This is a genomic window from Paraburkholderia fungorum, from assembly GCF_046027605.1.
Taxonomy (GTDB): domain Bacteria; phylum Pseudomonadota; class Gammaproteobacteria; order Burkholderiales; family Burkholderiaceae; genus Paraburkholderia; species Paraburkholderia fungorum_F.
In genome coordinates this window covers 26,487-46,367 of record NZ_JAQQEF010000017.1, presented here as the reverse complement: position 1 = coordinate 46,367, position 19,881 = coordinate 26,487, and the positions used below count along the sequence as shown (strand labels likewise).

The following is a 19,881-nucleotide window of genomic DNA, read 5'->3' as shown; positions in this document are numbered from 1 at the left end:
GTCTTAAGGGCGTGGCGTTATGCCGCTGCGGCGGGCGGCCCGGAACGATGAAGTAAAACCGGGATCGACTTGGAGGTCGGCGTATTGCATACGTCTCCGACGCTGGACAAGGGAACCAGCGGATTAGTCTCCGGGTAATAGGCTCCAATGCATCCACGCGGAATGTCGTACTCAACGAGCAGGAACGAGTCGGCACGTCGATCAATGCCGTCGTCCCAGACTGTCGTCATGTCGACCCAATCGCCAGCCTTGAGGCCAAGCATTTCCAGATCCGCGGGATTGACGAACACCACCCGGCGCTGGCCGAAAACGCCGCGATAGCGGTCGTCGAGGGCGTAGATCGTGGTGTTGTACTGGTCATGCGAGCGGGTGGTCATCAAGGTCATGACGCGTTCGCCGTGAAGCGCCTTGGCACGCCGGATCGGCGTGTCCGTTTCGATCTTGTGGACCATGAAATTCGCTTTGCCCGTAGCGGTCTGCCAGTCGCGCTCGCGGGAGGCGACACGCAGATGAAAGCCGCCCGGATGCTTGATTCGCTCGTTGTAGTTGTCGAAGCCGTCGAGAACCTTTTCCATGTCGTCGCGAATCAGCGCGTAGTCCCGCGCACGTCCCAACCAGTCAACTTTGGCGTCGCCTAGCGTCGCATGGGCGATATTGGCGACGATAGCCGTCTCGGACATCAGATTCTTCGAGGCCGGAATACTCATGCCGTAGGAGATGTGGACCATGCTCATGGAGTCTTCCACGGTGACGCCTTGCGACACGCCGCCCTGGATATCGATTTCCGTTCGACCCATGGTCGGCAGAATCAGGGCGTCCTGACCGTGAATGAGGTGGCTGCGGTTGAGCTTGGTCGTGATATGCATGGTCAGGTCGCATGACCGAAGCGCATCGAAGGTTCGCGGGGTGTCCGGGGTTGCCATGGCAAAGTTGCCGCCGAGGCCAAGGAACACCTTCACGTGGCCTTCGAGCATATGTTCGATGGTTTCCACGACGTCGAGGCCATGCTCGCGTGGCGGCTCGAAGCCGAATACATTTCCTAAGCGATTCAGGAATGCCTGTGACGGCTTCTCCTCGATGCCGACCGTACGATTGCCCTGCACGTTCGAGTGCCCGCGTACCGGACACAGACCTGCGCCCTCACGGCCGATATTGCCGCGCATCAACATCAGATTCGACAGCATGTGCACCGTTGGCACGGAGTGCTTGTGCTGGGTAATGCCCATGCCCCACGTCACGATCACGCGTTTGCCGTTCACATAGATACGCGCGAGCCCTTCAATCTGCTCGCGAGGCACACCCGATTCTTCTTCGAGAGCCGGCCAGCTTTCGGCGCGCAGATCGGCTGCGAAGTCTTCGAAGCCCAAGGTGTGTTCGTTGATGAACTCAACGTCGAGAATGCGCTCTGCGCCACGCTCGATCGCTTCATCGTCCAGCTCGATCACCCGCTTTGCGACGCCCTTGATCAGCGCAAAATCACCGCCGAGCTTGGGCTGGATGAAAGTGGAGGCAATCTTGGTGCTGGACATCGTCAGCATCTCGAGCGGATGTTGCGGGCTCGAGAAGCGTTCCAGTCCCCGCTCCCGGAGAGGATTGATTGAAACGATGGTCGCGCCACGCTTCGCGCATTCGCGCAGTTCCCCGAGCATCCGCGGATGGTTGGTCGCGGGATTCTGACCGAAGATCAGGAGCGTATCGGCGTGTTCAAAGTCGTCCAGCGTCACTGTGCCTTTGCCGACTCCGACGGTTGTCGGAAGACCTCGACTGGTCGCCTCATGACACATGTTGGAGCAGTCGGGGAAGTTGTTCGTACCATACATACGAACAAACAACTGATAGAGGAACGCTGCTTCGTTGCTGGCGCGGCCCGAGGTATAGAAGGCGGCGTGGTCCGGACTGTCCAGTCTGTTCAGATGCGTGGCGATGAGCCGATAGGCATCGTCCCAGGAAATCGGCTTATATTTGTCGGTCAACGAATCGTAAACCATCGGGTCCGTCAACCGGCCATGCTGCTCAAGTTCATAGTCGGTCTGCTTCAGCAATTCTTCGACGGTGTGCTCCGCGAAGAACGCCGGCGTGACGCGCTTGGTCGTCGCTTCCGCAGCGACTGCCTTGACGCCGTTCTCGCAAAACTCGAAAGTCGAGGCATGTTGACGGTCCGGCCACGCGCAGCCCGGACAATCGAAACCGTCCGGTTGGTTCTGCTTGAAGAGCGCGCGATAGTTGCCCCCGGAGACTTTCTCCTTGATCAGATTGATAGCAACGTACTTCAACGCACCCCAACCGGCGGCGGGATGGTGGTAGGGCTCAATTCGCCCTTTCTCTTTCGGCTTTTCCATGACCTCGGCTCCATTGACTTCGCGCTTCGAGGTATCGGTCCATCGGGCTTCGCCACGTTGCGCATTCGGTAACCGAAGCATAAGAGCGCTGAACTGGGCGCAAAGCGCACACATCCGCTGTGCTCCAGGAAGCACAGTTTCCACCAGGTGGTTAGAAGCGAAATCTGTGCTCCAAAGGAGTACACTTACGCATGTTCTACCGGCTGCGAACGGTTCTGGAAGCCGATGGCGCAGCGTTTGCGATTGAGATGAACTGTGAAGCTCTACGAAAAACTGGCTAGCGATATCGAAGCAACGATCCGAAAGGGCGTGTTTCGTCCTGGTGACCGCATCCCTTCAGTTAGACAATCCAGTCAGCACCACCAACTGAGTATTACCACTGTCATCCGCGCGTATTTGCTGCTCGAGAGTAAGGGCGTTGTCGAAAGCCGTCCGCAGTCGGGGTATTTTGTACGTCTACTTGATGCCAATTCGGACGGCAATGCTCACGAGTTGCGTGCATCAAGGCCGATCGTTGTGTCGTCGGAAGTGGACGTCAGCCGGCTGGTGCTATCGACACTGCGCTCGATCGGAACCGACGAGGCAGTGCCGCTTGGTTCGCCTTATCCAGACCCTGACCTGTTTCCCTCCGATAAGATCAATCGCTACGCCCACGCGATGAGCAAGAAGAAGGGGATATGGGGCGTCACCGACGCGTTGCCGCCAGGCAATCCGAATCTGATTCGTCAAATCGCAAGACGCTACCTTGAGAATGGGGCGTCGATCGATCCGAATGAAATGATCATTACGATCGGTGCCACGGAGGCGATTAACCTGTGTCTACAGGCAGTAGGCAAGCCTGGCGACACGGTTGTCGTTGAGTCGCCAACCTTTTACGCAATGCTCCACGCCATAGAGCGCATGGGAATGCGTGCAATTGAGATTCCGACGGACGCGCAAGAGGGCATCGATCTTGCCGTGCTCGCAGACGTTCTGGAGAATCAGAAGATCGCCGCGTGCATGGTCATGCCGAACTTCCAGAACCCGCTCGGCTTCCAGATGACGGAAGAGAAAAAGCGCGAGCTCGTCGATCTGGTGACGCGGTACGACGTGCCCGTTATCGAGAACGCTGTCTACAATGAACTTTATTTCGGCGACACTCACCCGAGGTCATTGAAATCTTACGACACGCAAGGTTTGGTGTTGCATTGCGCGTCGTTCTCGAAGACCCTCACTGCCGCCCACCGTATCGGCTGGGCGCTGCCCGGCCGTTATCGGGAGCAGGTTGAGAAGCTCAAATTTCTCAACACACTGACTACGCCGAACTTACAGCAACTGGCGATTGCCGAGTATCTTCAGAATGACGGCTACGAGCACCATTTGCGGCGGATTCGGCGGCTCTACGCTCAACAGGCCAATCTGATGAAAGCGATGGTCAGTCGTTTCTTTCCGGAGGGGACGCGCACGTCCACTCCGGCGGGCGGATACGTCCTTTGGGTAGAGTTACCGGAAAAAGTCGACTCGATGAGGCTTTACCAGCTTGCGTTAGAGAATGGTATTACGATTGCCCCCGGCAATATGTTCTCTGCTTCGAACGCTTATAGCAACTTCATACGCCTCAACTATAGCTACGCCTGGAGCCCGGAGATTGAACGAGCGGTGCAGACGGTGGCAAAACTGGTCGCGGCCAGCGCCCGATAGCCCGTGCATGGGCGCAACGCCCAGAACTCGCCGGTTCGCGGAGCATTCCGCCTCCAATCGCTTGCACCGGAGCTGACGCTCCTCGCTGCCCAAGGTCCAATCTGACGTATCAGGCCAATCCAGGCCAGGTTCTACGCTCTTCTGTGTTCTTCGACAATCAGGAAGTCTGTACCGCTCTTGAATAACCCCTGCCGGTATGCTGGCTGTCAGTTTCCCAGGTCGACCTCTAGCGTTTCCAGAACGGACTGACGGCCGGGCACTGATACGACATACCGATGTTCCAACGGAGGCTGGGGTGGGTTCGATTCAATATGACCTTGCAAGCAATGACGCGTTACGTCGCTCCCGTTCGTCGGTGGCGCCGCACGAAACAGAATGTGTGGATTTGCTTGGCCGCCCGTTAAAGGATTTACGTCTGTCGGTAATCGATCAGTGCAATTTTCGATGTACCTACTGTATGCCCAAGGACGTCTTCACCAAAGACTATCCGTTTCTTCCATCGTCAGAGATTCTCTCCTTCGACCAGATCGTGTTGTTGGCCGAGTCGTTCGTCAGGCTCGGTGTGGAAAAGATTCGGATCACTGGAGGAGAGCCGTTGCTGAGAAAAAATCTCGAATTTTTGATTGAGCGACTTGCCCGACTCAAGACCCGTGACGGGGAAGACGTGGAAATCAGCCTGACCACGAACGGCGCGTTGCTTGCCAAAAAGGCGGCCGACCTTCGGAATGCCGGATTGCGGCGGGTTACCGTGAGCCTTGACGCTCTGGATGACAATGTCTTCGGGAAAATGAACGGTGTCGGATTCCCTGTTGGCAAGGTGCTGCAGGGTATTGAAACCGCAGTAGCGGTCGGTCTCGAGCCCGTGAAGGTCAACATGGTTGTCGAGAGGGGTGTCAACGATGGACAGGTGTTACCTATAGCGGAATATTTCCGTAACACAGGCGTGACCGTCCGCTTCATCGAGTTCATGGATGTGGGCGGCGCGCAATTGTGGAACATGCATAAGGTCGTAGCATCGGACGAGATTCGCCGCGCGATCGAGTCGGTGCATCCACTCCTTCCTGTTGAGAAAGGCCGGTTGAATGATACGGCGATCAATTACGAGTACAGCGACGGGGCCGGAAAAATAGGATTCATTTCGAGCGTGTCGAAGCCGTTCTGTGGAAATTGTACCCGTGCGCGTGTCTCAGCAGACGGCCAACTGTTCCTCTGCCTGTTCGCAACCAATTCGATTGACCTAAAACCTCTGCTTGGCGAGATCCAATCACCATTGCAACTCGCTTCAGAGATTCGAAAGCATTGGAATAATCGAGACGATCAGTATTCTTCGACCCGAAGTTCTGTGTATTCCAGAACGGGTAAAAAGACTTACCCGACCGTACGAATGTCGCTTGTGGGTGGTTAGGCATCTGGCAAATGGGCCGCCTTTCAATGCCGGGGCGATTTGCGGCACGGCACGAAGTACTAATCCTCGGCCGCGAAAAGTGCCGCACATACTTCCAGCCCGGAAGCGCTCAATGACGCGACTTCTCTTCCGTCTCCCTCTATCGAGACTTCCACGAGCCCGGCTTCCTCCAGCGGGGCCAAGTTCCGTAACAGCGTACTCATCGCAATCTTTGAGCGTTTACTAAGCTTGGCGAGCGACCACGATCTGGAGGTTGGGTCATGCGAAGCGGTCCACAGATGAAGCAAGACAGTAGCAATGGACGTGTCCAATTCTGTGCTCTCGGGTTGAAACGTTACTTTGGGATCCACGCAAAGCTCCTCTCGCTCGATGTTTACTAATTCATAGTGTGTCCTGTGTTCGGCAAACTGACGAGATACAGTTTGCCGCTGGCTAGCAGGGTACATCGGCGATCTCGGCTGTGTTTTCCACCGGATGCACAAACTGTCTACTTTCCTCTCTTCGACAACGCGGCATTATTAACCCCAGTCGCAAGCAACAACGACAACCTGAGTTCTATAGTCCATTGAAGAGGAAATCGTGCAGATTCCTGTACAGAAAGGGATCGCCGCGCTCGCCGTTGTTACGATCTCGCTAGTCATCGCGGGCTGTGCCAGTACCCGAGGTATCGCCCCACAAGCACGCGGAATCGACACATCCTCTCTTGATGCCGGCGCAGCCGTGCGGGCAGCCAATGCCGACGCGCAGTGGCCCGCTGCCGACTGGTGGCGAGCCTATAACGATTCGCAACTCAACGCGTGGATCGAGGCGGCTCAGGCCGGTAATCCAACGCTCGCGGTTGCCGAGGCACGGGTGCGCGAGGCGCGGTCGATGGTGGGCGTGGCGAGCGCGGCGCACTCGCCACAGGTCAACGGTAATCTGTCGATCGAGCGGCAACACTGGCCGGACAATGACTGGTACGGCCCAGGCCCGTACGCCGATGCGAACACGTGGGACAACACTGGCGCCCTCAGTCTGTCCTATCACCTCGACCTGTGGGGCAAGGACAAGAACACCGCCGAGCGGGCGCTCGATACCGCGCATGCAAGCGCCGCTGACGAGCGCGCCGCGCAGCTCGAACTGGAAGGGAACGTGGTGCGCACGTACATCGGCATGTCGATGAATTACGCGCTGCTCGATATCGCGAAGGCCACGCTGCAACAGCAGCAGGAGATCATCGATCTCGCCACGCGCCGTCTGAATGGCGGTCTCGGTACCCAGCTCGACGTCAGCCAGGCAGAAACGCCGCTCCCCGAGTACGAGCGCCAGATCGACGCGCTCGAAGAAAAAATCGCGCTGGGCCGCAACCAGCTGGCGGCGCTCGACGGCAAGGGCCCGGGGGCGGGTGACCCGATCACGCGGCCGACGCTCGCACTGTCCGCGCCCGCCGGCCTGCCGTCGGCCTTGCCCGCCGAGCTGCTCGGCCATCGCCCCGATATCGTCGCGGCACGCTGGACAGTGGCGGCCCAGGCACGCGGCATTGACGTTGCGAAGGCCAACTTCTATCCGGACGTCGATCTGCTGGCGTCGGTCGGCGGCTATGCGGCGGGCGGCCCGATGTTCGAGTTCCTGCGCTCGGCGACCGGCAGTTGGACCGCTGGCCCGGCACTGGCGCTGCCGATCTTCGACGGCGGCCGGCTGCGCTCGCAACTCGGCGCCGCAGACGCGGGCTATGACGAGGCCGTGAGTCGCTATAACCAGACCATCGTTAGCGCGTTGAAGGAGGTTGCCGATCAGGTCGTGCGGATCCGCTCGCTCGATACACAGGAAGACGATGCCGAGCGTTCGGTTGCGGCCGCGCGCAAGAACTATGACCTGGCGAGGGAAGGCTACCGGCGTGGCCTGACCGACTATCTGAACGTGCTGGTCGCACAGAGCCAGTTGCTGCATGTCCAGGAAGGCGTCGCACACATCCAGGCCGAGCGCCTCTCCGCGTACGCGTCGCTCATGACAGCCTTGGGCGGCGGCCTCGCCGAACCCAGCGACAGTCCGAAGACGGTCCAGACGCTGCCGGGCTCGCGAGCCGAAGCGCAACAAGGAGTTCGCGATGCCACGTGAAGTCGCTGTCTTTGATGCGTATCTGCCGACCATTGTGCTGCTGTTCATTGCCGGCGCAGCGCTGAGCTGGTTGCTCGACCGTGTGATTGCTTATACCGCCCTGTATCGCATCGTTTGGCACCCCAACCTGTTCCGGGCCAGTCTGCTCGTATGTGTATGTGGCGTGCTAGGTCTCGCCGTCTATCGTTGATTAGAGTCCAATCATGACCATCCGAAATTCTCTGGGTTTTATCGCGACGGCCTTCATTTTCGCGGCCGCGATCCTGATTGGCCGTATCTTATGGGTTCACTACATGGATGAACCCTGGACCCGCGACGGGAGGGTGAATGCCGATGTCATCAACATCGCGCCGGACGTTTCCGGCGAGATTGTCGGCCTGCCCGTGCACGACAACCAACTGGTGAAGAAGGGTGATCTGCTGATGCAGATCGACCCGTCGCACTACCAGATCGCCGTCGAGCAGGCTGAGGCTGCGGTGGCCGCACGAAAAGCCGAACTGCAGATGCGTCGCGACAATGCACAACGGCGCGCGGATCTGGACAGTCTCGTCGTTTCGAAAGAGGGTCGCGAAGACGCGGCCGATACGGCGTCCGCTGCGAATGCAGCCTATCAGCAGGCGCTCGCCACGCTGGCCGCCGCGAAGCTCAATCTCGAACGCACACGGGTGTTGTCGCCAGTGGATGGTTATGTCACCAATCTTGAGACGTTTCGCGGCGACTATGCGAGTGTGGGTACCTCGAAGCTGGCTATCGTGGATAGCAATTCGTTCTGGGTGTATGGGTATTTCGAGGAAACCAAGCTGCCGCATGTCATGGTCGGCAACAAGGCCGAGATACGCCTCATGAGTGGCGGTGTGCTGCAAGGACACGTGGAGAGCATCTCGCGCGGAATCTATGATCGCGACAACCCGCAGAGCCGCGACCTGCTGGCCGATGTGAACCCCACGTTCAACTGGGTGCGCCTCGCACAGCGCGTGCCTGTGCGCATCAAGATCGACACTATCCAAGACAGCCAGGTATTGACGGCAGGCACCACGTGCTCGGTTGTCATCGCAACCAGATGATCGTACTTGTGGGCTGGGTGGCTGCCCCCGCTATTCGCAACCGGGGGCACTGCGCTCAGGTGATCACATGGCCAGAATTGCTGTCCGACCGGCTTTCGTGAGTATCGGCCAGCAGTGTCACTGCGCCTTTCGCCTAGGCAACTCTTCGCGGGCCTCGTCATCGCTAGCCGGGTATTTGTGCTGTCCGTAGCGAAGGATGAATATCCCAGCGGCGAGCATCACAATGCCGAAGGCAGTCGCTAGCATGTGCATCTCACCTGCGTCTCCGAAGCGAAGAATCAGATCACGTGCCAGCGAGGCCATCGCGATGTAGAGCGGGAACCGAACGGGGAGCTGACCGAGGCGAAGATATCGCGCGTCCATCGTCAATACTTCGAGGTATAGAAACATTAACAACAGGTCGGTCAGCGTGACCTCCCCCGATAGCAGCACCTTCCAGGTTTCCTGCACCATGGCGAACGTCGTAGCGAGACCTATCAGGACCAGTCCGATTAGTTCGACGACATTCAGGAAGCGGTCAAAATGGACGCGGACGCGCTCGGTCATCGAGGGAAAATTGCTCATGCCGTTCATAGGGATATACCGGGTAACGATGACGTCAAGTATCGTTGCCGCTCTCTTGCGCGCGCGGGTACAGAAAGGACGCGAGGAGTAGATCACAGTTATCCGGCCGCGCCAGGCCGATGCATACGCGCTCTGCTAACCGGCGTGATTTGGGCTGTCTAAAGCTGAAATTCGGGCAATTCAAAAGGCCGACGACTGTATTCGGGGCAGGTCCGCCCGTTTGTGCTCTTCCGCGCTGCGTGCTCCGCCTTATGCTCCTTCTCACGATGAGCCGCGGGTGATGAATACCCGCGCGAGGGAAGGAATTTGTGTTTACAACCAACGAGAAAGTGGCACGCCGAACCCAGGCCGGATTTCCGCGATTGTCTGTCTGGGTCCGCGCGACAAAGATGGGTGCCACCGCGTGGATCGCCGGCGACGGCGTCGTCTGGCTGCACCTGTTAAAAACGGCGACCGCCGCGTTGCTCGCGTTGGGTATTGCGATGCTGCTGGAATTGTCGAGCCCGCGCACCGCGATGGCCACTGTGGTCGTCCTGATGCAGCCGTTCGGCGGCATGGTCCTGGCAAAGAGTTTCTATCGAGTCGTTGGGACCACGCTGGGGATGATCGCCGCACTGATACTAGGCGGGATTTTCGCGCAACAGCCCGAACTCTATATGCTGGGGATAACGGTATGGATCGGTGCCTGTACTGCTGCCGCGCTCCGGTATCGCCATTTTCAGTGGTACGCATTCGTGCTCGCAGGGTACACCGCGGCGCTGATCGGCATTCCAACGGTAATGGAGCCAAGCGGTCTGTTCATGGGTGCGATGACCCGTGCGGCCGAAGTCACGATCGGCATTCTTTGTTCCAGCGCAGTCAGCGCGCTGCTCCTACCGATGCGATCAAGCACCGTATTGCGGAAGATCCTGCGCACGCGCTATACCAACTTTTCTGTCTTCGCAGCGAGCGTGCTCGCCGAGCGGGTTGAAAGCGAGGTTTACGAAGCTCGGTTTGCCGATCTGGTCGATCAGATTGTGGGGTTCGAGGGTGCCCGCGGGTTCGCTTCTTTCGAGGACCCAAACACGCGCGTCCGAACCCGACGGTTAGCTCGACTCAATAGCAACTTCATGAACGCTTGCACGCGTTTGCATGCGCTTCATCAATTGTCGAATCGCATGCACACAGGGCGGCCAAGACGGGTAATGGAGGCCGTACGGCCCTATTTTGGCGAGCTTTCGGGTTTGCTCGTCAGTCGGAAAGATCCCATGAATCCCGACGAGGTGCGCGCGGCGAGGGCGGCGATTGAACTCGATCGCTTCCGGACAACGTTGCCGGCACGTGCACGCGAGACGCGGCGCTCGCTTGAGACGGCCGTGCCGGAACTATTGCTCGACTTCGATACGACGATGGAGCTTCTTTATCGCTTTGTGGAGGATTTCCAGCGCTATACAGAAGCATACGCGTCGCTGATTGACCAGAAGCATGTGCTCGAGCGATCTGTGACGAGACAGGTTGTCAAGACCAACGCTTACGTCGTCGCGTTTACATTCTTACGGACGGTGGTGGCTGTCGGGGCAGTAGGCGCATTCTGGATCGCGACTAACTGGCCGAGCGGTGGCTTCGCTGTGATCGGGGCTGCGGTCGTGTGCGCCCTCACTTCCACAGCGCCAAACACGTCCAGGGTTGCGGCTCAAATGGCAGTGGGCGTGGCCTTTGCAACCGCGGTGGGATACGTCTTTACCTGCTTCGTTTATCCGAATATCGAAGGGTTTCCGTTGCTATGCGCTGCACTGACGCCCGTGCTCGGCGTCGGTACGTTTCTGTCCATGCGGCCTGGCACTGCCGGCTACGGGACCGCTTTCGGTCTTTTGTTCTGTCTGCTGGACGGTCCGGACAACGTAGTCGTCTATACGCCGGATCTCGTCATCAATAACGGCATCGCCGTAGTCGTGGGCATGCTCGTGTCCTGCATCGTCTTCGCAGTGATTTTTCCGACGCAGATGTCGTGGCGGATTGAGAAGATCAAGCGCGATCTGCGGCGACAGATGGTGCTCGCATGTGAGGGCGCGCTCGTCGGACTCAATCAGACGTTCCAGTCGAGCACGCACGACCTGATGTTCCAGTTGCGAATGCTACTGATCAAGCGCTCCGAACAGCATCGCGACGCATTACGATGGATGCTCGTTCTCCTTGAGATTGGACACTCGGCAATCGACCTTCGCAACGAGACGGTCGATATGCCATACGCGAAGCGTCTGCAGCCGGAGTGGGAGAGCGTGTTGGATTCGGTGAGCCGAGATCTGGCAGCGCTATTCGAGCGGCCGGACGCGGCTCGACTTACACGGGCGCTGGCGTCGGTCGAAGCGGCGATCCAGACAGCACAGTCCCTACTCGGCGAGTTGAGCGAGAATCGTGAAAAGCGTCATCGAATGCAACGAATTCTTGGCTATCTGCACTTTATCCGCACGGCGTTGCTCGATAAGGATGCGCCGTTTTACACCACCGTCAAGTGATTAGCTTACGGGGATGACGCGCGTGAATTACCTCATGCGCGAAACGCCCCGCCTGGATCGCGAACCGACCCTCTGCGCCATCAATCGCACGATTAACATTTTTTCATAATCGTGCCATTCCCGATCTGTTGTCTCGCACATATCCTCACCTTTAACTGAATCCATGCGCGGCCGTCGTGTTTCGAACCAGCCGGGCCATGAAGGCCGGGTGCTCGTCCGACGCCCGTTTCTGACGGTGAGTTAGAGGCATGTGTGATTGTCCGAACAGCAATCGCGCCTTGCGACAATCTGCCACGCATGTATCCGATGTGGCCTGCGGTCTCTTTGTTTTGCTTTGGCGTCGAACGGTTTAACTCATTCTCCAAGAGAATTTGACAGTGAATAATGGACAAGTCCCGCTAAGGTTGTCGGATCGGACGGCGAGCGCAATCAATGATGTGCTGGCCGGCCGAAGGGCCGGTGGTCTCAGCAAATTGATATTTGCCGGTCCAGCTGTCGTGGCATCGATCGCCTACATGGATCCAGGCAACTTCGCCACGAACCTTCAGGCGGGCGCGCAGTACGGCTATTCGTTGCTCTGGGTTGTCGTGGCAGCGAACGTCATTGCCATGCTGTTCCAGGCGCTGTCAGCCAGACTCGGTATCGTGACCAACCGGAATCTCGCGGAGATGTGCCGCGAGCATTTCCCGATGCCAGTGGTTTATGCAATGTGGGGCGTCAGTGAGATTGCCGCGATGGCAACGGACCTGGCGGAGTTCCTTGGCGGGGCAATCGGTTTGTCGCTCCTGTTTCACCTGCCGTTGATCGACGGCATGGTGGTAACCGGGGTGGTTACCTACGCGATATTACTGGCGGAACGGCAGGGATTCCGACCCATCGAGCTGATCATCGGGGGGCTCGTTGCGGCAATCGCCATGTGCTATCTCGTTGAACTGTTCATGGTTCATGTGACGTGGGCTGCGGCCGCTCGCGGAACCGTCGTGCCAACGTTGCATTCGAGCCAGGCTGTCACAGTCGCAGTCGGCATTTTTGGCGCCACGGTCATGCCGCACGCCATCTATCTGCACTCTGGCCTGACCCAGAACCGCGCGCCTGCCCGTACCGAGGATGCGCGCCGTAAGCTGGTGCGTTTCTCCAATCGCGAGGTGATCATTGCGCTCACGGTTGCAGGCCTCGTCAATATGGCGATGGTTGTAATGGCGTCCGCTGCGTTTCACGTGGGGCATCCCGACATTGCGGAAATCGAAACGGCTTACCACACGCTGACGCCTTTGCTCGGCGCCGGCGCTGCCGCGGTTTTCCTCGTTTCGCTGCTAGCCTCCGGCGTTTCCAGCTCGGTCGTGGGAACGATGGCGGGGCAAATGATCATGCAGGGTTTTGTCGGCTTTCATATTCCGGTGTTGCTTCGCCGCATAGTGACGATGGCGCCGGCATTTGTGGTGGTCGCGCTGGGCGTGAATGCCACCAAGGCACTCGTCTATAGTCAGGTGGTCCTGAGTTTCGCCCTCCCGATGCCGATGATTGCGCTGGTGATCTTTACCCGCAGGCGCGACATCATGGGGGCGTTCGCCAGCGGCCGGCTGGTTAGCGCGGCGGCGATTCTTGGAACTTCGGTAATTTTTGTGCTCAACGTCATTCTGATTTTGCAAACATCTGGTGTGAGCATCCCCGGTTTTCAGGGTGCCTGACGGGCTCCCTGCCTCAATATTCGCTGTTCCATTGAAGCGCACAAGCGCTTCGCGTTCGACCGCCTGGTCAAAACAGATTCTCGCCGCGCAAATTGGTACGGCGGGGTCAAGGAGAGTTGTCATGGGTTCATTAAGTATCTGGCATTGGCTGATTGTTCTGGTGCTTGTCGCGCTGGTTTTCGGTACGAAAAAACTTCGGACTATTGGCGGCGATTTGGGTGGCGCGGTAAAAGGCTTTAAGGAAGGAGTAAAGGAAGCCGAGACAGCTACTCAGGCCGAGCACGCAGAGTTGCCGCGAAACTGAACAGTTGGGGTCGAGACCGAAGAAACCTTTGGGCCCGGCGAAATTCGTTGAACGATAAACAGTCATGTGTTGACGGAACACCTCCATGCTTGATCTAGGTCTTACCAAGATGGCAGTCATCGGCGTGGTTGCGCTGGTCGTACTGGGGCCGGAGCGGCTACCGCATGTAGCACGCACGGCCGGAGCGCTCCTTGGGCGTGCACAACGCTATATCAGCGACGTGAAAGACGAAGTCACGCGCGAGATCGAACTCAGTGAACTGCAGAATGTGAAGAGCGAGTTCGTGGCGGCTGCGGCGAACATCGAGAATGTCATTCACGAAAATCTGCGTGAGCAGGAGGCGGATCTCAAGCTTGCGTGGAATGGCGGTTCTACGGCGTCGCCGGATGCAGAGCAAGCTGCGGCGCAGCTTCCGTTGCAAGCGCCGGATGTCGTCTCGAGGCGCGGTGGTGTTGCCACGGGACCCAAGCGCAGGAACTGGCGTGGGAAGCAGGCAGCCACGCCGACCTGGTACAAGCGCACCGCCGCACGCCGTAGGCACGTGCAATCGACCGCTGCTCGCGTGGCTCGCCAGCCGTCAACCTATCCAGCCGGCAGACAGGGCTTTTTCAACGTCTAGCTTCCTACTTTTTAATCGAGGGCCGTTATGAGCCAACTTCAGCAAGCCCGGGTAGAAGGTCCAGAACTAACCTTCGTCTCGCATCTCGTCGAACTACGCGACCGTTTGATCCGCGCAAGCATAGCCATCATTGTGGTGTTTCTCGGACTCGTCTATTGGGCGCCCGACATATTCAAGCTGCTCGCCCGCCCGTTGATGATGAACCTGCCGAAGGATGGCAAGTTGATCGTCACCGATGTCACTGGCTCATTCTTTGTGCCGATGAAAGTGACGATGCTCGTGGCGTTCGTGATCGCATTGCCGTTTGTGCTGTACCAGATATGGGCGTTCATCGCGCCCGGGCTTTATCAAAACGAGAAAAGGCTCGTCGCGCCGCTTGTCGGAACCAGTTACACGCTGTTCCTCTGCGGGATGGCGTTCGCGTATTTTGTGGTGTTCCCGACTATTTTCCGCGTCATGGCGCACTACAACGCGCCATTGGGTGCGGCAATGAACACCGACGTCGACAACTACCTCGGTTTTGTGTTGACCATGTTCCTTGCATTCGGCGTCACCTTTGAGGTACCGATTTTCGTGATCCTGCTGGTGCGGATGGGCCTGCTGACTGTGCCTAAGCTCAAGGAAATCCGCCCGTATGTGGTTGTCGGGGCATTCGTCGTGTCTGCCGTAGTGACACCGCCCGACGTATTTTCCCAACTGATTCTCGCCGTTCCTTTGATCGTCCTGTACGAAGCTGGGATCATTGCGGCACGACTGTTCGTTAGCAAACGACCCGATGCGACAGATGAGAAGTGACGTGGCGGCTTACGTTGTCGTTGTCGGCGGCTTTCCTCATGGCGCCGCGAGCAGCGGGTGACGCAGATCACCTGCTATCGGCGTGGTCGCCTGGAATCGCGACTATTAGCCTCATCGAACACTGGTATATCCGTTTTCAGTGATGGTCGTGACGGGTGTCGCGGGCCGGGCGGACCCCGTAGAAGGTTCGCATATCTCGTGAATGTGGCGGACCATATGACTCGCCATGACACAGAATCCGGCAATGACCAAAACGATGCCAATGAACTGCCGAGGGCGAAACTGTCCGGGGATACGGAAATTAATCTCACTGAACACGAAAAGCTCCGATTCCTGGAAGTTGTACGAGCGTAGCCTGGCGTGGCCGATAAGCGCGGAGGGAAGATACACACACGCATCGCTATTATGAGCGTCCGCGACTAACAGTCGTTTTCCGTAATCGTGAAAATTTATTTATGTCGGAGATCTCCGTTGCCGTAGTTCAATTGGATCTGCGGAATTTTCCTGGGCTGTCGAACTTGCTTCTCGCAGGCGCCCCGGTGCCACTGACGGGATTCGATGAAAACTAAATGTGATTTCATCTTGGTTGCATCGTTCTGATAAAGCGTATTCGTTATTCTTAACGTTATCCGATCAATGAGCGAATCAAAGATCATGTTTCGGAGAATTGGCTTAACGTAATAAGGATGACTGAAATGAAATACCTGACGATTGTTGTTGCTATGTTCGCCGCTACCGCCACTGCTTCGGCATTTGCGCAAACGAATTCATCGAATACCCCAGCCACGTCCGTTGTCGCGCAGGTCGCGTCGAATGATGGATCTACGGCGCAAAGCCAGTCGGTTGCCGCGTATGGGCAGCCGGTGCATGAGAAGACGCGAGCTGAAGTGTACCAGGAGCTGGTCCATGCGGAGCAGGACGGCCAACTTGCGTATCTCAACTCGACCGTCTACGCGCATCCATGATCAGCCAGGCGCTGACCATCTCAAGCGTGCACGCTAACTTTTTGACGTAGTGGAGAACATAGTGAAAATCCGTAAGCTGATAACGCGATCTGCGCGTTTGGTAGCCGCCGGTATGGCAGTGGGGCTGTTGTTGTCCGGCTGCGCCACGGCTCGCCCAAATGGTCCGGACGGCTGCGTCGGTCCTCCCGATTTTTGTCAGCCGTATTTTGGCAATTGAACAGGTGGGAACGCGCTCGCCCGAAGCAGCGCGTTTAACTCTGCGAGGAGGCATTCCGCTGACGCTCTCGTCGCTCCATAGAGGTTGGTTTTTCGAGGATCAGATTTGCATTCGCGTTTGGAGATTGATTTTTGCCCGCGCTGCGGGTCAAGTGTTTGCGGTGAGCTGGGAGCGTAGATCTTGCGCGGACGCTTGTACGCAAATCGGTGTTCTGGTGAGATGATATCCATAACAGCTAACCGTGGCGATGGTGACGTCGGGCAAATGCTGCTTGAGTCTGCGGCGCAAGCGCCAGATCAGAGGACTCGCGGTAGTCAAATCAATGTCGTCCTTTTCCGGCCACGCGTAGCGGAGCAACTCATCGTGCCGCACAGGTGCGTCGAACTGGCGCAGCAAACATTCAAGTACCAGGTACTCTCTCTTGGTGAGTGGGAGACGCCGGTCTCCGTCGACCAGCTCTCGCGTTAGCGGATCGAGTCGGAGTGGGGTCGTTAGATGGTTTCGCTGCCGTCTATCCGTGGCTGTACGATGCAAAACCTGCATTCGCTCGTGCATCTCGATATAGGAATACGGATGGGTAAAACATGCATCTGCGCCAGCACGTAGCGTTGCAATTCTATCGCTGGATTTAGCGGGGCCGAGCACGGCGACAATCACTGCGCCGTCGGCGGTGGATTGAAACTGAGGTAACGCCGTTGTCAAGTCGGAATACGAAGAGGGGTCAAGGATCATCAGGACTATTGCGTCGAACGATTCTTTCGAGGCAGTCAGAATCCCGTCGCGGAGGTCATTCGCGCATCGCAGGCTGTGCGCACTTTCGCGAAATGCTTTGCACAGCCACGCTGACTCCCTATGTTGAGGGGACACGAAAAGAATGCGCATAGGGTGGTGGTCTCGATGGAAGATGGAGTTCGCGCGAATCAGGCGAGTATCCGTGACCAGCATTCAATGGTTGCCCTGGTACCCGGCCGTGCATCATGTAGCCTGATGGTGAAGTCGTGCACGTGCATGACCGTCGATACAATGCTGAGTCCAAGTCCCGAACCGGCAATATGGTGAGTGCGTTCGCTTCGATAAAAGCGTTGAAGCACGGCCTCGCGATCTTCCTGTGGGATGCCCGGTCCATTGTCGATTACTTCCACCTTGGGACCGGCCTGCGTTGAATTGAGTTCAATCCGCACCGTGCCGCCTGTCGGCGTGAACTTCAGGGCGTTGTCCAGCAGATTGCACAGCGCCTCGAACAACAGGTCGCGGTCTGCGCGAATGATGCCGACGTGCCGCGTTCGAACCATGAACTGGATCGAGCGACTTTCCGCTAGCGGTTCGTATAGGTCGCCAACTTCACGAACCAGGGTCTCGAGTTGCAACGAGGCAAAGCCCCCACGCCGCTGTAGAGTGCCGATCTCGGAGATGCGCAGCATGGCGCGGAAACGGTCGAGGAGTGCGGTTGTCTCAACACGGGCCCGCTCCACCAGAATCGACAGTTCCCGGTCGTCAAGTTTCCCGGTGCGCTCCGCAGCTTGCCCAAGCAGTGTGTGCATGTGAGCGAGTGGCGTACGCAGGTCGTGAGCGACCCCGTCGCAGACTCCCTTCACCTCATTCATCAGACGTTCCACTTCCTCAAGCATGTGGTTGACCAGATGCACCAGCATGTCGATTTCGTCGCGCCCTCCGGCCGGCAGGCGCTGGCCGAGGTCGCCCTGCGCAATCAGTTGCGTCGCGTTCCGGATCGCTTTCAGGCGGGCCGCCTGTCGCAGGCTCAATGCGAAACAACCGGCAATGCCCGAGACCATGCAGAGTATTCCACCCGCGATGAGCGCGTTGATCATCCTTTGTCGAATCTTCAGGACGTGGGTAAGATCGCGGGCAAGCACCAGCTTCTCGCCGTCGCTGCGCTGTTCCGCCATGACTCGTACCACCGGCGCTCGCTCCGGGCCTGCAACCGCCAGGGTGCCTAGTGTTACGCCGGTGCGGTTCACCGGTAGTCCTCGCGGGAAGGCAAGCATGTCGCCTGCAATGTGCCGACCGTCGGCTGTGAACAGGCCGTAATAGTTCGAGTGCATGCGCTCATGCTCGATGCGTCGGTAGATAGCCGCTGTAACATCGCCGTGCGGCATCGAATCGAAATAGATCAGTTGCCAGTCCATGACGACATCGGCTTCGTGCTCCATGGCACCTGCCACGACCCAGCCGATAAATCCGATCAGCAGCATGACAGAAACCGAAAAGATCACCGTGTAGACGGCCATCAGCCGGAATGTCGTCGAGCGCCATCTCCACCGCAGGGACAGTGGCGTTAGAAGTGGAACGTCCAGCAAGGTAGCTCTCATTCAAGAATATAGCCGGCGCCACGTACGGTCTTGATCAGTGGTTTTGCGCCGCTCGGGTCGATCTTCTTGCGCAACCGGCCCATGTGCACGTCAATCAGGTTGGTGCCCGGATCGAAGTGGTAGCCCCAGACGGATTCGAAGAGCATTGTTCGCGTGACGGTCTGCCCGGCGTGACGCATCATGATTTCGAGCACGCGATATTCGGTGGGCAAGAGTTCAATGTCTTCGCCGTCGCGCCGCAGCCTGCGCGAGATCAGGTCGAGTTCAAGCGGCCCCACGCACAGCGTTGTCTGGGCCTGAGTGGGCGGCATCTGGTTGCGGCGCAACAGTGCCTCTAGACGCGCGGCCATCTCTTCGGGATCGAATGGTTTGGTCAGGTAGTCGTCACCGCCTGCTCGCAAGCCGCGCACGCGTTCATCGATGTCGCCCAGCGAGCTGAGCATTAGCACGGGCGTGCGAATGCCAACGCTGCGTATGGTGGTCAAGATCGTCAGCCCGTCGATGCCTGGCAGCATACGGTCCAGGGTAATCAGGTCGTACTCGGCGCTGATCGCCCGTACCATACCCTCCTGGCCGCCGTCCACCCAATCGACTGAGTATCCGCGGCTCTGCAGTTCTCGAACGATCTCGTTTCCCGTGATCTCGTCATCTTCAATAGTCAGCACGCGCGACATCGTCATCTCGTGCGCCCCCCGCATGTATCGCCTTCGAACCGCAAAAGGTTCCGACACGAGTCCATATGGAGCGTTGCATTCTCTGCATCGAACGACATATTTGCGATGTCGTGATGTGAAAGGCGGACGGTAACTGGAATTGAAAGCGACATTGCAAGGGTCCTGCAAGGCAAGAAGTGATCGGTGAGCGTAGGGCCGGCTCAGGCCCGCCGCGGGTTCGGGCGGCCACGTACGTTAGGCACACCGCACAGGGCCCGGCGGCGTCACTCACTGGCTAGATGCACCTGGAAAAAGCGCCGACCGTGAAGCGGTCGGCTAAAGGTTCCAACATTCAAGGGCTATGCCGCCGGAACCAGAGAGAAGGTTAGTGCCGTCCTGCACCGGACGGAGAGCACACATGTGGGACGATAAAAGAAGCACAGTGGCCAGGACGAGCGTTCGCATCGCCAATTAGCGACGAAGTCCTGCATAGTAGATTCGCACTACGGACTTAGCGCGATATCTGCCCCTTTGAGCGAATGTCGGCATCGAACATTACCCGTTGATTACGCGCGTCGAGACTTACAGATGCACTGGCTGATTCGGGGCACGATCTCTGTGCCCCGTTGTGACGTTGGGAGAGAGCTGCGTCTTTCGCCTCGTTCC

At 58.0% G+C, this 19,881-nt stretch carries 16 protein-coding genes; 11 read left to right on the top strand and 5 right to left on the bottom strand.

The window, feature by feature from the left end:
- Positions 1 to 17: 17 nt before the first annotated feature.
- Positions 18 to 2,339: an FdhF/YdeP family oxidoreductase gene (locus tag PQR53_RS25345; protein WP_408460037.1), complete on the bottom strand. Its 2,322-nt coding sequence runs from the start codon at positions 2,337 to 2,339 to the stop codon at positions 18 to 20.
- 255 nt (positions 2,340 to 2,594) lie between these two features.
- Here PQR53_RS25345 and PQR53_RS25340 point away from each other — a divergent pair, with 255 nt between their 5' ends.
- The 5 genes from PQR53_RS25340 (at position 2,595) to PQR53_RS25320 (ending at position 8,585) form a co-directional block, all read left to right on the top strand.
- On the top strand, positions 2,595 to 4,019 hold the full coding sequence (locus PQR53_RS25340; RefSeq protein WP_408460035.1) for an aminotransferase-like domain-containing protein: 1,425 nt from the start codon (positions 2,595 to 2,597) through the stop codon (positions 4,017 to 4,019).
- A gap of 355 nt (positions 4,020 to 4,374) precedes the next feature.
- On the top strand, positions 4,375 to 5,424 hold the full coding sequence (moaA, locus tag PQR53_RS25335) for a GTP 3',8-cyclase MoaA (protein WP_408460319.1): 1,050 nt from the start codon (positions 4,375 to 4,377) through the stop codon (positions 5,422 to 5,424).
- 579 nt (positions 5,425 to 6,003) lie between these two features.
- Complete coding sequence (locus tag PQR53_RS25330) at positions 6,004 to 7,521, top strand: efflux transporter outer membrane subunit (RefSeq protein WP_408460032.1); 1,518 nt, start codon at positions 6,004 to 6,006, stop codon at positions 7,519 to 7,521.
- Positions 7,511 to 7,711, top strand: a complete 201-nt coding sequence (locus PQR53_RS25325) for a DUF1656 domain-containing protein (protein ID WP_408460029.1) — start codon at positions 7,511 to 7,513, stop codon at positions 7,709 to 7,711. The genes PQR53_RS25330 and PQR53_RS25325 overlap by 11 nt, the downstream gene beginning before the upstream one ends.
- Before the next feature lie 13 nt (positions 7,712 to 7,724).
- Positions 7,725 to 8,585 carry an efflux RND transporter periplasmic adaptor subunit gene (locus tag PQR53_RS25320; protein WP_408460026.1) on the top strand — a complete coding sequence of 287 codons (861 nt, stop codon included), beginning with the start codon at positions 7,725 to 7,727 and terminating at the stop codon, positions 8,583 to 8,585.
- A gap of 117 nt (positions 8,586 to 8,702) precedes the next feature.
- Here PQR53_RS25320 and PQR53_RS25315 read toward each other — a convergent pair whose 3' ends face one another.
- Positions 8,703 to 9,158: a phosphate-starvation-inducible protein PsiE gene (locus PQR53_RS25315; protein WP_408460023.1), complete on the bottom strand. Its 456-nt coding sequence runs from the start codon at positions 9,156 to 9,158 to the stop codon at positions 8,703 to 8,705.
- Between the two features lie 320 nt (positions 9,159 to 9,478).
- Here PQR53_RS25315 and PQR53_RS25310 point away from each other — a divergent pair, with 320 nt between their 5' ends.
- From PQR53_RS25310 to PQR53_RS25285, 6 genes are all read left to right on the top strand, one after another.
- On the top strand, positions 9,479 to 11,644 hold the full coding sequence (locus PQR53_RS25310) for an FUSC family protein (protein ID WP_408460020.1): 2,166 nt from the start codon (positions 9,479 to 9,481) through the stop codon (positions 11,642 to 11,644).
- 497 nt (positions 11,645 to 12,141) lie between these two features.
- A complete protein-coding gene (locus PQR53_RS25305; protein ID WP_408460017.1) occupies positions 12,142 to 13,332 on the top strand; it encodes an Nramp family divalent metal transporter in 1,191 nt (396 codons plus the stop codon).
- Between the two features lie 121 nt (positions 13,333 to 13,453).
- Positions 13,454 to 13,636, top strand: a complete 183-nt coding sequence (gene tatA / locus PQR53_RS25300) for a Sec-independent protein translocase subunit TatA (protein ID WP_408460014.1) — start codon at positions 13,454 to 13,456, stop codon at positions 13,634 to 13,636.
- A gap of 85 nt (positions 13,637 to 13,721) precedes the next feature.
- Positions 13,722 to 14,255, top strand: coding sequence for a Sec-independent protein translocase protein TatB (tatB, locus tag PQR53_RS25295; protein ID WP_408460011.1), 534 nt, complete (start codon positions 13,722 to 13,724; stop codon positions 14,253 to 14,255).
- A gap of 27 nt (positions 14,256 to 14,282) precedes the next feature.
- Positions 14,283 to 15,050, top strand: coding sequence for a twin-arginine translocase subunit TatC (tatC, locus tag PQR53_RS25290; RefSeq protein WP_408460008.1), 768 nt, complete (start codon positions 14,283 to 14,285; stop codon positions 15,048 to 15,050).
- A gap of 695 nt (positions 15,051 to 15,745) precedes the next feature.
- Positions 15,746 to 16,015 carry a DUF4148 domain-containing protein gene (locus PQR53_RS25285; protein WP_408460005.1) on the top strand — a complete coding sequence of 90 codons (270 nt, stop codon included), beginning with the start codon at positions 15,746 to 15,748 and terminating at the stop codon, positions 16,013 to 16,015.
- Positions 16,016 to 16,379: 364 nt separating this feature from the next.
- Here PQR53_RS25285 and PQR53_RS25280 read toward each other — a convergent pair whose 3' ends face one another.
- The 3 genes from PQR53_RS25280 to PQR53_RS25270 form a co-directional block, all read right to left on the bottom strand.
- Positions 16,380 to 16,775, bottom strand: coding sequence for a winged helix-turn-helix domain-containing protein (locus PQR53_RS25280; RefSeq protein ID WP_408460316.1), 396 nt, complete (start codon positions 16,773 to 16,775; stop codon positions 16,380 to 16,382).
- Positions 16,776 to 17,152: 377 nt separating this feature from the next.
- Entirely contained in the window at positions 17,153 to 18,481 is a 1,329-nt protein-coding gene (locus PQR53_RS25275) for a HAMP domain-containing sensor histidine kinase (protein ID WP_408460002.1), read from the bottom strand.
- 77 nt (positions 18,482 to 18,558) lie between these two features.
- A complete protein-coding gene (locus PQR53_RS25270) occupies positions 18,559 to 19,236 on the bottom strand; it encodes a response regulator transcription factor (RefSeq protein ID WP_408459999.1) in 678 nt (225 codons plus the stop codon).
- Positions 19,237 to 19,881: the final 645 nt, after the last annotated feature.

Excerpts from the sequence above, each read along its gene's own strand:
- PQR53_RS25345 (WP_408460037.1), bottom strand. The coding sequence starts at position 2,339 with ATGGAAAAGCCGAAAGAGAAAGGGCGAATTGAGCCCTACCACCATCCC.
- PQR53_RS25325 (WP_408460029.1), top strand. The coding sequence starts at position 7,511 with ATGCCACGTGAAGTCGCTGTCTTTGATGCGTATCTGCCGACCATTGTG.
- PQR53_RS25320 (WP_408460026.1), top strand. The coding sequence starts at position 7,725 with ATGACCATCCGAAATTCTCTGGGTTTTATCGCGACGGCCTTCATTTTC.
- PQR53_RS25315 (WP_408460023.1), bottom strand. The coding sequence starts at position 9,158 with ATGAACGGCATGAGCAATTTTCCCTCGATGACCGAGCGCGTCCGCGTC.
- tatA (WP_408460014.1), top strand. The coding sequence starts at position 13,454 with ATGGGTTCATTAAGTATCTGGCATTGGCTGATTGTTCTGGTGCTTGTC.
- tatB (WP_408460011.1), top strand. The coding sequence starts at position 13,722 with ATGCTTGATCTAGGTCTTACCAAGATGGCAGTCATCGGCGTGGTTGCG.
- tatC (WP_408460008.1), top strand. The coding sequence starts at position 14,283 with ATGAGCCAACTTCAGCAAGCCCGGGTAGAAGGTCCAGAACTAACCTTC.
- PQR53_RS25285 (WP_408460005.1), top strand. The coding sequence starts at position 15,746 with ATGAAATACCTGACGATTGTTGTTGCTATGTTCGCCGCTACCGCCACT.
- PQR53_RS25280 (WP_408460316.1), bottom strand. The coding sequence starts at position 16,775 with ATGCAGGTTTTGCATCGTACAGCCACGGATAGACGGCAGCGAAACCAT.
- PQR53_RS25275 (WP_408460002.1), bottom strand. The coding sequence starts at position 18,481 with ATGGCCGTCTACACGGTGATCTTTTCGGTTTCTGTCATGCTGCTGATC.
- PQR53_RS25270 (WP_408459999.1), bottom strand. The coding sequence starts at position 19,236 with ATGTCGCGCGTGCTGACTATTGAAGATGACGAGATCACGGGAAACGAG.